The sequence below is a fragment of the Streptomyces sp. NPDC034103 genome, from assembly GCF_055575395.1.
In genome coordinates this window covers 52,171-64,479 of record NZ_JBVISS010000004.1, presented here as the reverse complement: position 1 = coordinate 64,479, position 12,309 = coordinate 52,171, and the positions used below count along the sequence as shown (strand labels likewise).

Genomic DNA, 12,309 nt, shown 5'->3' with positions numbered 1-12,309 from the left:
CAGCGTCGTCAGGCGGAACGGGCCGCCGTCTCGCCGTCCTCTTGGATCTGCGCGGCCGCGGCGACGCAGAACGCCTCCAGGCCCTTCAGCAGCGCCGACCGCCGCCCCGCGGGCATGTGTTCGAGCACGGACTGCAGGGCGTTCTCCCGGCGGGCGCGCAGATCGGTCAGGAAGGCCCGTCCGCGCCGGCTCAGATACAGCTCCAGCTCCCGCCGGTCCGTGGTGGCGGCCCTGCGCTCCACGAACCCCACCGCCTGGAGCCGGTCGCACAACCGGCTCGTGGACGGAGGCGTGGACCCCAGCGCGTCCGCGAGCGTGCGCAGGTTGATGCCCTCGTTGTGCTCCAGGACGAACAGCACACGCAGCTGCGGGGCCGAGACCGGCGCCGTCGAGGCCCGGCCCCAGAGCACCTCGAGCAGCTCGGCGGCCCGGGAGGTCACGCGCGCGACCTCCTGGGGCTGCGGGCGCGGGTCCGAGATCGTCACCCCGACACCTTCTCAGGCTTCACCAGCGCTGTCAGCCTGCCTGGGCGCGCGTCGCCCGCGACCGGGCACCTCGAACGGACGGGGACGATCGCCGAGACAGCGCCGCAGCGGCGGCACCCCCTCGCACGGAAGTGGCATGACCGACAACGTGAACAGACTCGCGGCCGCCGAGCGCGCCCTGCGCTCCGCGGCCCCCTACCAGCTTCCGGAGACGGCCCGTGAGGTGCTGGGCAGTCAGTACGGAGCAGAGAGCGTGGAGCTCCTCCTCGTCGACTACGGGCTGAGTGTCCTGCGGCCCGTGGGCGCGCCGGAGGAGTCCCCCGAGGGGCTGCCCGTGCACGGCAGCGCCGCGGGACGCGCCTTCGGGGCGCAGCAGCCGTTCGTGACGGAGGACGACGGCCGGGTGCGCGTGCATCTGCCGGTCACCGCGCGCGGCGACCGGCTGGGCGTGCTGTCCGTCACGCTGCCGCCCGGCGCACGGCCCGACGAGGACCTGGCCGAACTCGCCGCGCTGGCCCAGGTGCTGGGCCACGAGGTGGTGGTGGCCGAACGCGCCACCGACCGCTACCAGACGGCACGGCGTGAGGAGCGGCTCACGCTGGCCGCGGAGATGCAGTGGCAGCTGCTTCCCGCCCGCTCCTGTGCGGGACCCGAGTTCGCCCTGGGCGCCCAACTGCAGCCCGCGTACGCGGTCTTCGGGGACAACTTCGACTGGTCGACGTCCGCCGACCGGCTGCTGCTGTACGTCACCGACGGCATGGGTGACGGCATCGAGGCGTCCCTGCTGACCAGCCTCGGTGTCAACGCCCTGCGCAACGCGCGCCGGGCCGGTCTGTCCATCGCCGACCAGGCCGCTCTCGCCGAACAGGCCGTCTACGGCCACTACCGGGGTGAGAGGTACCTGTCGGTGCTGCTGGTGGACCTCGAGCTGTCCACCGGGCGCGTGCAGGTGGTCGAGGCGGGCTCGCCGCGGATCCTGCGGCTGCGGGAGGGCAATGTCACACCGGTCGTGCCCGAGGCCCAGCTGCCGCTCGGCATGTTCGAGGAGACGGACTACGTGGCGCAGGAGTTCCTGCTGGAGCCCGGCGACCGGCTGCTGTTCGTCAGCGACGGGGTCCACGCGGTCGCCGCGCCGGGCGGCGAGCAGTACGGGGAGCGCGCTCTGGCGCGGGCGATCACGGCCACACGGCTGGTGCCGGCCGCCGACGTGCCGGCCGCGGTGCTCCGGGAACTGAGCGGTCATCGCGGCAGCCCGGAGCCGGACGACGACGCGTTGGTCGTCTGTCTGGACTGGTTCGGACAGGGGGCGGCGACGTAGGCCGACCGGCCCGAACCCCCGGACCCGGGTAACGGGCCGGGCTGGTTACAGTGGTCGATCGGCAACGGCCCGCGAGCGTTTGCGGCCGACCGGAGCGGCGACCGCTCCCGGACCGGCCGCACCGCAGCCACCGCGCTCCACGCGACGCGCACGACCCCGAAGAGGAGATGAACAGGGTGCCGGAACAGGAAGCGGCAGTACAGCAAGGATCACCGGCTCGGCAGGTAGGGGAGTTCCTGCACCGCCACCGGGTACAGATCGCACAGCGCTGGGCCGACGAGCCTCTGTTCCGCAGTGTGTTCACCCTCTCGCGGGACGAGGCCGTGGAGGCGGCCCGTACCGTCGTCGAGGCACTGGCGCGGGTGGCCGACTCGGACCGGGTGCACGACACCGACGCCGAGGGATTCGCGGTCGTACGCGAGCAGTTGGCCCGGATGGCCGCCGCGCGTTCCCGCGCCGGGATCACCATGGCGCAGGTGTCCGCCGAGGTGGACGCGTTGCGCCCGCCCGTCGCCGAGCAGCTCGTCGAGGAGTTGCAGGAGACGTCCGCGGAGCAGGTGCGGGAGTGCGCCACGGCCTTCACCGTGCTGATGGGGACCCTGCGGCTGGTCGTCCTGGACACGGCGCTGTCCGAGGGGCAGGCGCTGATCGAGCGTCAGCAGCTCCAGCTGCTGGAGGTGGCCACCCCCGTGATCAAACTGTGGGAGGGCGTCGTGGCCGTACCCCTGATCGGGACTCTCGACAGCGCGCGCAGCCAGGTCGTCATGGAGACGCTGCTGAACGCCATCGTCGACCAGCACGCCCGCTTCGCCATCCTCGACATCACCGGCGTCCCGACCGTGGACTCGCTCGTGGCCCAGCACCTGATGAAGACCGTGGCGGCGGCTCGCCTGATGGGCGCGGAGTGCGTCGTGTCGGGCATCCGTCCGGCGATCGCCCAGACCATCGTCCACCTCGGACTGGACCTCGGCACGGTGATCACCCGCGCCGGCCTTGAGGACGCGCTGGCCTACGCGTTGCAGGAGCTGGGCGTCGGCATCGTCGCGCCGACCTCCGGAATCACGGGGGCACGATGAGCGAGGGCATCCACCACGGCCTCGCGGCCCACGTCCCGGTGCTGCGGCTGGGCGACGTCCTGCTGGTCACCCTCCAGGGCGACCTGCACGACAGCATGGCGCAGCAGCTCCTGCACGACATCGCCACCACGATCGCGGACAGCAGGGTCACCGGGGTGGTGATCGACATCTCGGGTGTCGAGATCGTCGACTCCTTCCTCGGCCGTGTGCTCGCCGAGATCGCGGCCAACGCCTCGCTGCTGGCGGCGAGCACCGTCGTGGCGGGGATGCGTCCGGCCGTGGCGATCACCCTGGTCGAACTGGGACTGACGCTGCCAGGACTGCGTACCGCCCTGAACACCGAGGCCGCCCTGGAGCTGCTGTCGCGTCGCAACCCTGCGGCCGGCCACGGTCGAACGCCGCGGGAGCACGCTTGATGCCCTCCTCCACGGCCGTCGAGGCCACCCTGCAGATCCGTTCGGACCTGGATCTCGCATGGGTGCGCCAGCATGTGCGGCAAGCTGCCGGACTGCTGGGCTTCGGTCTGGTGGCGCAGACCAAGCTGGTCACCGCGGCCAGCGAACTCGCCCGAAACACCCTGGTGCACGGTGGGGGCGGCCGGATGGAGTCGTCCGAGGTGCTCCAAGGAGCGGCGCGCGGCCTGCGGTTGGTCTTCTCCGACGAGGGACCTGGCATCCCCGACCTGGAGCGGGCGCTCACGGACGGCTACACCTCGGGCGGCGGGCTGGGCATGGGGCTCGGCGGCGCGCGGCGCCTGGTGCACGAGTTCACGGTCGACAGCACCCCCGGAGAGGGCACGACGGTCACCGTGGTCTGCTGGGCCTCGCCCCAGCCGCCCCGCCCCTACGGAGGGTCCTGATGCCGCGCGTGTGGGACGTACCGGTCCAGGACCCGACCCGGGTGCGCGACGCCCGGGTCGCCGCGGAGCACGCCGCGACCCTCGCCGGACTCGACGAGGCACGCACCGCGGCGGCCGCGCTGGTGACGACGGAACTGGCGACGAACCTGGTCAAGCACGCCCGCGGCGGCCGCTTGCTGATCGACGTGGTGCCCGAGCCGGAACCGGTGGACGCCGACGCCCCGGCACAGCTCGTCCAGATCGCGGCGATCGACCACGGCCCCGGCATCCCCGATGTCACCGCCGCACTGCACGACGGCTTCACCACGGCCCGCACCCTGGGCGCGGGCCTGGGTACCTGCCGACGCGTCGCCGACGGTTTCGCGGTGCACAGCGCGCCGGGCCGGGGCACCGTGGCCGTGGCGCGCGTCGGCCCCGCCGGGTGGAAGACCGCACCCGCCGCGTCCGGCGTACGGGCGGGCGGCGTCAACCTCCCGTTCGGCGGCGCCGAACACTCCGGGGACGCCTGGGTGCACGCCCGGCACGGCGACCGCGTGACACTGATGCTCGCCGACGGCCTCGGTCACGGAACTCAGGCGTCCCACGCCTCGACGGCAGCGGTGCAGGTGGTACGCGGCGCCGCCCACCTCCCCCCGGCGGAACTGCTGAGCCGTCTCGACGCCGGCCTGCGCGGTACCCGGGGCGCGGCCGTGGCCGTCGCCCAGGTCGACACCGCCGCCGGGACACTGCGGTTCGCCGGTCTCGGCAACGCGAGCGCCTGGCTGTGGGAGGGAGACGCCTGGCGCAGTCTGCTCTCGCGCCCCGGCATCGTCGGCGTGCACCGACCGCGAACCCTGCGCGAGGACGTCAGACCGTGGGGCGCCGACCGCGTACTGCTGCTGCACAGCGACGGCCTGCCGGGCAGCGGGAGACCGCCGTCCGCGCCGGACCTGCTGGCGGCCGATCCCGCGGTCCTGGCCGCCGTCACCCTCCGCGACAGCGGCAGCGCGGCCCGGCCGGCCCGTGACGACACCACCGTGGCGGTCCTCAACCCGGCACCTGGGGAGGGCCGTTGAAACGCACCTGGGAGATCGACACCGTCACCGACGCCACCCTGGCCCGCATCGACACCGCCCGTCTGGCCTCGGCGTACGGCCTGACGGCCCTGGAACGCACCCGTCTGACCGCCATGCTCAGCACACAACTGCGGCAGTGCCTGGCCAAAGGCGGAACCTGGCTGCTCACCCTGGACGTCACCGACGCGTCCCCGCAGGCGCACCTGCACGTCACGCTCACGTCCACGGACCTCGCCGCGCACGCCCCGTGGCACACCACCCTGGCCTGCGCCGGAACACCGCTGGCGGACGACGGGCCGGTGGCCGGGTCCCCCGAGACCCTCGCGGAGTCCCTGCTCGACGCCGACGAGGACGCCGCCCTGCTGCTGGAACGGCTCGCCGAGCAGGAGCAGTTGGTGGCGTTCCACCGGGAGGAGCTCCATCAGACCAACCAGGGTGTGCTGGCCCTCCACGCGGAACTGGACGCCGCCGGACAGGCCCAGCGGGAGGCGTTCGCCGCCGAGCACCGAGCCCGCCAGGAGGCCGAGAGCGCCCGCCGGCGCCTGACCTTCCTGGCCGACGCGAGCGCGGCCCTGACCGCCTCCCTCAACCACGACGAGGTCGTGCGCCGGCTCTCTGAACTGCTCGTACCGGAGTACGCCCGCAGTGTCGACGTCTGGCTCTTCGACGGCGACGACGACCGGCGCCCGCCGGCCTCGCACCCCGCCGCCGCGGTCACCGCGGCCCGCACCGGACGGCCGCAGTACGCCGCCCTCAAGCCCGGCGGCCTGCCCGGCGTCGACGACCAGCCGGCCTCGGCCATGGATCCCGAACGCCCGCTGCTGTGCGTCCCGTTGCCCACCCGCCGGGCACCCCTGGGCGTGCTGAGCCTGGTGCCGCCCGGCGACCACTGGGACCCCGACGACGCGGTGATGATCATCGAGTTCGCGCGGCGCGCCAGCATCGCGATCGACAACGCCCGGCGCTTCGAGCGCAATCGCGACATCGCCGAGACCCTGCAACGGGCCCTGCTCACCGACCTGCCCACGACACCGGCGCTGCGGCTGGCCGCCCGCTACCTGCCCGCCACCCACGGGCTGAACATCGGCGGTGACTGGTACGACGCGTTCCGCCAGCCCGACGGCTCCCTGGTCGTCGTCATGGGCGACGTCACCGGACACGGGCTGCGCGCCGCCGTCATGATGAGCCAACTGCGCACCGCACTGCGCGCGTACGCCGTGGACGGCAGCAGCCCCGGCACCCTGCTGACCCGGCTGCACGAGTTCCTGCACCACCTCCAGCCCGACCTGTACGCCACCGCCGTCGTCGCCCGCTTCCACCCCGGCCGGCCCACCCTGACCTGGGCGGCGGCCGGTCACCCGCCGCCGCTGCTGCGCACCCCCGACGGCCAGGTGCACACCCTGGACGCCAAACCCGGCGCCATGCTCGGCATCCCGCTGAGCCAGGAGATCGAGGACCACGTCGTGCCCCTGCCGCCGGGTTCGACGCTGGCTCTCTACACGGACGGTCTGGTCGAACGCCGCGCCCAGGGCATAGACCCGGGCATCGCCCGCCTGGCGGCCGCCCTCCAGTCCTTCGGACCGGCGGACCTGGAGAAGGACCTGGACAGCTCCGCCGACCGGGTCCTGGTCCCCATGCTGAGCGACTCCGAACGCGACGACGACGTGTGCCTGTTGCTGTGCCATGTCGCGGAGCACGTGCAGGACCTCACCGCGCCTCCTCGCCGGGCCTCGTCGAGCCTCACAGGGTGACCTTGCCGGTCACAGCGCCCGTGCCGCGTACGCCCTGACGTCCGCGTCCGAGTCCGTGGTCGCGGTGGCCAGGGCCGCTCGGGCGTCGGCGGTGGCCCGGTGGCGGGTCAGGGCTCGCACAGCTGCCTTGCGGACATCGGCGTTGGGATCGGCGACGGCCTTGGCGAGGGCCGGGACGGCGCGCTCGGGGTCGGAGGCGGACAGCGCGGTGGCGGCGCCGGCGCGTACCTGCCAGGCGGGATCGGCGAGGGCGGCTTCCGCGTGGGCGGCCAGGGCGGGCGGGCAGCCCGTCGTGCCGAGCGCCTCGTAGGCGGCCCCGCGGACCAGGGCGTCGGGATCGTTCACGAGGTGCGCGAGGGTCCCGCTCGCCTCGGGGCCCGCGGTGGCCAGGGCCTTGGCGATGGTGACGCGCACCTCGCGGGAGGGATCGACGGTCGCGGCACGGGCCACCTCCTCGACGGCCTCGACCGAGACCAGGGCGCGGACGGCCGCGATGCGGACGGTGATGTCCGCGTCCGACAGCGCTGCCGCGAACAGCCCTTCGTCACCCAGGCGCAGGGCACGCAGGACGTCCAGCGCGGCCGCACGGACCACCGGGTCGGCCTGGGACAGGGCCGTGGCGAGGCCGTCGCGCAGGGCCGGTTCGGGGGGCAGCGTCTCGACCAGCTCCCGCAGCGAGGCGGCCGCGGCGGCGCGCACCCCGGCGTCCGGGTCGGCCAGCGCCGCGGCCAGCGCCGGTCCGGTGCCCGCGGGGACGGTCTCCGTCAGCACCGTGACGGCCGTACGCCGCACGGCGGGCTCGGGGTCGGTCAAGTAGGGCGCGAGGGCGGACAGTTCGGGCGCTTCCTCGGTCAGGGAGAGCAGGGCGAGCAGGCGCGGGGTGGCCGGCGTCTCGGCCTCGGCCTCCTCACCGGCACGGACGGCCGCGCCGGTGACGGCGGACTCCTGCCCCAACGCCACCGGTGCCACGTCCCGGGCGCCCGCCGTCGCGACCTGTTCCGCGTGGACCTCGCCGAGGTGCCGGGAGGGGCCCCCGACCGGGGTGAAACCGTCGACCGGAACCAGATAGGGGTTCACAGGACGGGCCGTGAACTCCATCGCGCCCGTAGGGGACTTGCGCAGATCGAGGTGGTGGAACCAGGAGGCGTCGTCGCGCTGCGGATGGTCGATGCGGTCGTGGTAGAGACCCCAACGCGACTCCGTGCGGGCCAGCGAGGACCGCGCGGCCATCTCCGCGCAGTCCCGGATGAAGGTCACCTCGGCGCAGCGCATCAGCTCGTGCGGGGTGCGGGCACCCATCGCGGCGACATCGGCGCGCATCCGCTCGAAGGCGTCCAGGGCCAGCGAGAGCCGGGCCCCGGACTTGGGCGGGGCCACGTAGTCGTTCACGAAACGCCGCAACTTGTACTCGACCTGGGGCTGCGGCGGGCCGTCGGGGTTGCGCAGCGGGCGGTAGATCAGCTCGTGCGCCTCCTGGAGCTGGTCCGGGGGCAACTCGCCGTCGTAGGGCCTGTATCGGGCGGCGTCGGCGCCCGCGAGGTCGCCGAAGACGAACGCGCCGATCATGTAGTTGTGGGGGACGCAGGCCAGGTCCCCGGCGGCGTACAACCGCGGGACGGTCGTCCGGGCGTGGTCGTCCACGCGGACGCCGGAGGCCGAGTGGCCGCCGCACAGGCCGATCTCGGAGATGTGCATCTCGACGTCGTGGGTGCGGTAGTCGTGACCGCGGCCGGCGTGGAAGGTGCCGCGCGTCGGACGCTCGGTGGAGTGCAGGATCGACTCCAGAGCCGAGATCGACTCCTCGGGAAGGTGGCTCAGTTTCAGGTAGACCGGTCCGCGGTCACCGGCCACCTCCTCCGCGAACTCGGCCATCATCTGGCCCGACCAGTAATCGGAGTCGACGAAGCGCTCGCCGTGCCGGTTGACCTGATAGCCGCCGAAGGGGTTGGCGACGTACGCGCACGCCGGGCCGTTGTAGTCCTTGATCAGGGGGTTGATCTGGAAGCACTCGATGCCGGTGAGCTCGGCGCCCGCGTGGTACGCCATCGCGTAGCCGTCGCCGGCGTTGGTGGGGTTCTCGTACGTGCCGTACAGGTAGCCGGAGGCGGGCAGGCCCAGGCGGCCGCAGGCGCCGGTGGCGAGGATGACCGCGCCCGCGCGGACCGTGACGAACGCGCCCGTGCGGGTGTTGAAGCCGACCGCCCCCACGGCCCGGCCCTCGGCGGTGAGCACCCGTACCGGCATCACCCGGTTCTCGATCCGGATCAGCTCGCGCATCTCACGTCGCCGCAACTGCCGGTACAGGACCTTCTTGACGTCCTTGCCCTCCGGCATCGGCAGCACATAGGAGCCGGAGCGGTGGACCTGGCGGACCGCGTACTCGCCGTGTTCGTCCTTCTCGAACTTCACGCCGTACGACTCCAGGCGCTGCACCATGGCGAAGCCGCGGGTGGCGGTCTGGCGGACGGTGGACTGGTCGACGATGCCGTCGTTGGCGCGGGTGATCTCGGCGACGTAGTCGTCGGGCTCGGCGCGGCCCGGGATGACGGCGTTGTTGACGCCGTCCATGCCCATGGCGAGCGCGCCTGAGTGGCGGACGTGGGCCTTCTCCAGCAGCAGCACCCGCGCGCCGTGCTCGGCGGCGGTCAGCGCCGCCATGGTGCCCGCGGTGCCGCCGCCGACGACAAGGACGTCGCAGGTCAGTTCCTCGGCGTCGGTGAGGGCGGGGATCTCCAGGGGGGTGTTCACGGGGCTGGTCACAGGGGGGCCTTTCAGGTACCGAGCGAGGTGAGGATGTCGCGCCGCAGGGCCACACGGGCCGGGTCGTCACGCGCCGCGCGCTCGCGCGGGCGCGGCACATCGCGTACGGCGATCAGCCGGCCGGAGCCGAGGAGGGCCACACGGTCGCCGAGGAACAGGGCCTCGTCGACGTCGTGGGTGACGAAGACGACGGTCGCGCCCGTGCCGTGCAACACCTCCACCAGCAGGTCCTGCATACCGGCGCGGGTCTGCGCGTCGAGCGCGCCGAAGGGTTCGTCCATCAGGACCGCGCGGGGCCGGCCGGCGAGGGCGCGGGCGAGCTGGGCGCGCTGGCGCTGCCCGCCGGAGACCCGGTGCGGCAACTGCCCTGCCCGGTCGGCGAGTCCGACTCGCTCCAGCCACGCCTCGGCCTGCTCCCTGCGTCGCGCGCGGGGCAGTCGCTGGATGGCGAGGGGCAGTTCCACGTTGGCCCGCAGGGTGCGCCAGGGCAGCAGGGCGTCCTCCTGGAAGACCAGCGCGCGGTCCGCGCCGGGGCCGGTCACCGGCCGGCCGTCCTGTTCCACCGTCCCGTCCAGCGGGGGCAGCAGTCCCGCGAAGGTGCGCAGCACAGTGGACTTGCCGCAGCCGGAGGGGCCGACCACGGTGAGGATCTCGCCGGCGGCGACATCGAGGTCCACGTCGGTCACGGCCGGGGCGTCCGGCCGGCCGAGCGTGGCCCCCCGGAAGGTGAGGCGGGTGCCACGCGGGGACACCGGAGCGGTCCTCGCCTTGGCCGGCCTGGTCTCAGACGAGGTGCTCATCGCGTGCCTCCTCGGCCTTGGTGGGCGGGGCGGTGGGCGGCGCCACCCGGGCCCGGGCGGGGCGGGGCCGGGCGTCCGCGGCGTACGACGTGCGCGGCAGCCAGCGGGTCAGGCGGCGGCCGACCAGCTCCACCGCGGTGGACGTCAGCCAGCCGAGCAGGCCGATGGTGACCATGCCGACGAAGACGCCCGGATAGTTGACGATCGTGTAGTCCTGCCAGGTGCGGTAGCCGACGCCGTACTGGCCGGAGATCATCTCGGCGGAGATCACACAGATCCAGGACACGCCGATGCCGACCGACAGGCCGCCGAAGATGCCCGGCAGCGCGCCCGGCAGGACGACCGAGCCGAGCACCCGCCACGGGCCGCCACCCATGGTGCGCACCGCCTCCTCCCACACCGGGGTCAGCGCGCGCACCGCGTGCCGGGTGGAGACCAGTACCGGGAAGAACGCGGCGGTGAAGGTGATGAAGACGATGCCCTGTTCGTTGGAGGGGAACAGCAGGATCGCGACGGGCACCATGGCGATGGCCGGGATGGGCCGTACGACCTCCAGGACCGGTCCGAGCAGGTCCTCGGCGAGCCGCGAGCGTGCCACGAGCACGCCGGTGGCCACGCCCAGGACGGCGGCGAGCAGGAATCCGGTGACGATCCGGGTGAGGCTGTCGGTGAGGTCGGTCCAGTAGTCGGGGCCGGCGAGCCGGTCGGCGAAGGTCCGGGCGACGTCGGTGACCGTCGGGAACTGCGCGAAGCGCAGCCACAGGTTCACGTCGTAGGTGGTCAGCAGCTGCCACAGTCCGAGCGCGGCGGTGAGCGAGCCGGCCCGCAGCGCGAGCCGGCCGGTCCGGGGATAGCGGCTCACGAGGCCCGTCCCAGGGCCTCCGTGTACGTGATCACCTGGGCGCCGTCGTGCGCGGTGACGTAGGCGCGGGCGGTCTCCGGGGCGACGAACGGCAGCAGCCGTTCACCGTCCGCCACCCAGACGGCCTTGTCGGCGAACCAGAGGGTGCCGGTGGTGGCGTCGGGGACGTACGCGGCGCGGAGGGTGTCCTTGTGCTCGGCGACGTAGGCGAGGAGTCGGGCGGGGGAGGCGAAGCTCCGCGTCCTCGCCCCGCCCTTGGGCCAGACCTCGCTCACGGCGGCGGGCGGGGTGGCGGCGAGCCGGTCGGCGTAGTCGGCGCCGAGGGCCTTCTTGACGTACTGGTCGTCGACGAAGGAGTCCACGTCGATGTCGCCGGTCAGCTTGGCCGCCTTCAGTACCGACACGTCCTGTTCGAGCGCGGCGACGAGCTGCGGTTTGACGGCCGGGTCGAAGGTGGAGATGCCGTGGGCGCCGTTGTAGAGGTAGACGACCTCGGCGGGCAGGCCGGTGGCCTTGGCGACCTTCTCGGCAGCCGCCACGGGATGGGCGGTGAGGTAGTCGGTCGCCTCTGCCTGGGCCTTCAGGAAGGCCTCCAGCACGGCGGGGCGCTCCTCGGCGAAGTCCTCGCGGGCGGTGACGCCGTGGAAGGTGGGCAGGTTCAACTGGGCGCCGTCGTACAGCGCCTTGGCCTTGCCCTGGTAGGCGAGCAGGCCCGGCCAGGCCACGAACTGGGACAGGGCGTCGGCGCTGCCCGCCGTGAGGGCCGATGCGCCCACCGCGGGCTGCTGGTTGAGCTTCTCGATGCCCCGGTCCGGGTCGATACCGGCGCGCTGAAGGGCTCGTACGAGGGTGCCGTCGGCGGCGGAGCCGACGCTGGTGGAGACCTTCTTGCCCTTGAGGTCCTTGAGCGACTCCAGCTTCGACGTCGGCGGGACGACGACGGTGTTCAGGCCGCCCTTGAGGTTGTAGCCGGTGACCGAGACCAGATGGGTGGGCTTGCCCAGCTGCTTGCCGCGGGCCGCGTTGATGAGCAGCGGAAAGTCGCCCATCGAACCGATGTCGATCTTCCCGGCGGTCATCTGCGCGGTGATGGGGGCGCCGGTCGCGTAGTCCTGCCAGTCGACCTTGTACGTCTTGCCGTCATGGAGGGCGTTGAGCTGTCTCTCGAAGGAGCCGAGGGAGCGCAGGAGGGTGCCGGCCGTGACCGTGTTGATGGTCTTGGACTGGTATCCGACGGTGACCGTGACCGTGGAGCCGCTGCCCGCCTCGGCGCTGCCCCCGCAGGCGGACAGCGGGAGCAGCAGGACGGGTGCGGCGAGTGCGACTGCGGTGTGTCTCATGGC

General features: G+C 73.2%; 11 protein-coding genes. 6 read left to right on the top strand and 5 right to left on the bottom strand.

From position 1 onward, the window contains the following. Positions 1-8: 8 nt before the first annotated feature. Positions 9-485: a MarR family winged helix-turn-helix transcriptional regulator gene (locus tag ACZ56U_RS09690; protein WP_469083479.1), complete on the bottom strand. Its 477-nt coding sequence runs from the start codon at positions 483-485 to the stop codon at positions 9-11. A gap of 136 nt (positions 486-621) precedes the next feature. Between ACZ56U_RS09690 and ACZ56U_RS09685 the strand changes: the two genes are divergently transcribed. The 6 genes from ACZ56U_RS09685 to ACZ56U_RS09660 all read left to right on the top strand — a co-directional run bounded on the left by ACZ56U_RS09685 (position 622) and on the right by ACZ56U_RS09660 (position 6,544). Continuing rightward, complete coding sequence (locus ACZ56U_RS09685; RefSeq protein ID WP_469083478.1) at positions 622-1,803, top strand: PP2C family protein-serine/threonine phosphatase; 1,182 nt, start codon at positions 622-624, stop codon at positions 1,801-1,803. A gap of 176 nt (positions 1,804-1,979) precedes the next feature. Beyond that, complete coding sequence (locus ACZ56U_RS09680; RefSeq protein WP_469083477.1) at positions 1,980-2,879, top strand: STAS domain-containing protein; 900 nt, start codon at positions 1,980-1,982, stop codon at positions 2,877-2,879. Then, positions 2,876-3,295 (top strand): STAS domain-containing protein, encoded by a 420-nt coding sequence (locus tag ACZ56U_RS09675; protein ID WP_469083476.1) that lies wholly within the window; start codon positions 2,876-2,878, stop codon positions 3,293-3,295. The genes ACZ56U_RS09680 and ACZ56U_RS09675 overlap by 4 nt, the downstream gene beginning before the upstream one ends. Continuing rightward, the gene (locus tag ACZ56U_RS09670) at positions 3,295-3,738 is read left to right on the top strand and encodes an anti-sigma regulatory factor (RefSeq protein ID WP_469083475.1); all 444 of its coding nucleotides are present in this window, start codon (positions 3,295-3,297) and stop codon (positions 3,736-3,738) included. The genes ACZ56U_RS09675 and ACZ56U_RS09670 overlap by 1 nt, the downstream gene beginning before the upstream one ends. Then, positions 3,738-4,793, top strand: coding sequence for an anti-sigma regulatory factor (locus ACZ56U_RS09665; RefSeq protein WP_469083474.1), 1,056 nt, complete (start codon positions 3,738-3,740; stop codon positions 4,791-4,793). Before ACZ56U_RS09670 ends, ACZ56U_RS09665 begins: the two co-directional genes overlap by 1 nt. After that, positions 4,790-6,544 carry a PP2C family protein-serine/threonine phosphatase gene (locus ACZ56U_RS09660; RefSeq protein ID WP_469083473.1) on the top strand — a complete coding sequence of 585 codons (1,755 nt, stop codon included), beginning with the start codon at positions 4,790-4,792 and terminating at the stop codon, positions 6,542-6,544. The genes ACZ56U_RS09665 and ACZ56U_RS09660 overlap by 4 nt, the downstream gene beginning before the upstream one ends. A gap of 9 nt (positions 6,545-6,553) precedes the next feature. Here ACZ56U_RS09660 and ACZ56U_RS09655 read toward each other — a convergent pair whose 3' ends face one another. The 4 genes from ACZ56U_RS09655 to ACZ56U_RS09640 are packed head-to-tail and all read right to left on the bottom strand — an operon-like array spanning position 6,554 to position 12,306. Beyond that, positions 6,554-9,304, bottom strand: a complete 2,751-nt coding sequence (locus ACZ56U_RS09655) for a fumarate reductase/succinate dehydrogenase flavoprotein subunit (protein ID WP_469083472.1) — start codon at positions 9,302-9,304, stop codon at positions 6,554-6,556. Between the two features lie 11 nt (positions 9,305-9,315). Continuing rightward, on the bottom strand, positions 9,316-10,104 hold the full coding sequence (locus tag ACZ56U_RS09650) for an ABC transporter ATP-binding protein (RefSeq protein ID WP_469083471.1): 789 nt from the start codon (positions 10,102-10,104) through the stop codon (positions 9,316-9,318). Then, the gene (locus ACZ56U_RS09645; RefSeq protein WP_469083470.1) at positions 10,088-10,966 is read right to left on the bottom strand and encodes an ABC transporter permease; all 879 of its coding nucleotides are present in this window, start codon (positions 10,964-10,966) and stop codon (positions 10,088-10,090) included. Before ACZ56U_RS09645 ends, ACZ56U_RS09650 begins: the two co-directional genes overlap by 17 nt. After that, positions 10,963-12,306, bottom strand: a complete 1,344-nt coding sequence (locus tag ACZ56U_RS09640) for an ABC transporter substrate-binding protein (RefSeq protein ID WP_469083469.1) — start codon at positions 12,304-12,306, stop codon at positions 10,963-10,965. The genes ACZ56U_RS09645 and ACZ56U_RS09640 overlap by 4 nt, the downstream gene beginning before the upstream one ends. Positions 12,307-12,309 lie beyond the last annotated feature (3 nt).